Source organism: Paenibacillus radicibacter (genome assembly GCF_024721995.1).
GTDB classification, from domain to species: Bacteria; Bacillota; Bacilli; order Paenibacillales; family NBRC-103111; genus Paenibacillus_AM; species Paenibacillus_AM radicibacter.
This window is the reverse complement of record NZ_JANQBC010000038.1, coordinates 1-965: the sequence shown is the minus strand read 5'-3', so window position 1 is coordinate 965 and position 965 is coordinate 1. Positions and strand designations below refer to the sequence as shown.

The following is a 965-nucleotide window of genomic DNA, read 5'->3' as shown; positions in this document are numbered from 1 at the left end:
CTTCATAGTAGAGCGACCTCCTGGATGATGGGTTTTTGGGACAATGATCCCGTGCATAACCCCATCGTACCGAGGCGCTCGTTTTTTTTCAAAGCTCAGAATTAATCGTATTACAGGAATCTAACGGAGAACGTTAGTGAAATACGGAAACACGGCAGACGGACAGATGATCCGCTGCCTTTTTTCATTGAAGTAACGGGCAGTAATGTACAATAGATGAATCATACTCCCTGAAGTTTACTTTTTTAGGAATTATTTTTTAACCCATTCATCATACTAAAGATAATTAAAAATAAAAGTAAATGGGGGATAAATATGTATCGAAGAATAACTTGTTTTATGTTTGTGATTTTTTGCTTATCGTTTAATTTAGTAAACAATGTAGGAGCTCAAACATTCAAAATGCTAGACCCGTATATAAAAAATACAGAACAATGGTTCGTTCAGGTTGGCAATCCCATATTGGACGAAGAAGGAATGGCAAAACCTAATCTTGATATTGCTAAAATGTATAGCTTAGTAATAAGAAATACCGGTGAAACACTAAATAACGTTATAGTTGAGGCGTACAGGAATGAGCCAAATTCGCCTACGAAATATGGTTTATTTTCGAAGCCCCTTGGAATTGTTGAACACGGAAAGGTTGCATTTCAACACAAAAATTTTCCAGTATCGGTCAAATCTGATCAAGTAGATATTGTTATTTCTTGGGAGGATTCATCAACTACTAAAAACGGTGTAAAAATTCAAGGAAGAAAATATAAACAAACATTTGCATTCGGAGTAAACCGGGACTAAGTTAGGTTTTATTTTAAAGTTTCCCCGTTCCACTAACGGGACACTTTAGCTCAAAAATCATCAGGAGAAGGTAGCCGACAGCAATGGATCGGCTACCTTCTCAGTTAACGGACAGGATTGCGGAATAAAGGATTAAATGAAATAATATCTGAGTACAGGAGGTGGAG

Annotated in this window: 1 protein-coding gene; it reads left to right on the top strand. The window is 36.8% G+C overall.

Annotation, left to right across the window (positions count from 1 at the left end):
* Positions 1-339: 339 nt before the first annotated feature.
* On the top strand, positions 340-798 hold the full coding sequence (locus tag NV379_RS25975; RefSeq protein ID WP_258210202.1) for a YozF family protein: 459 nt from the start codon (positions 340-342) through the stop codon (positions 796-798).
* The last annotated feature ends 167 nt before the right edge of the window (positions 799-965 follow it).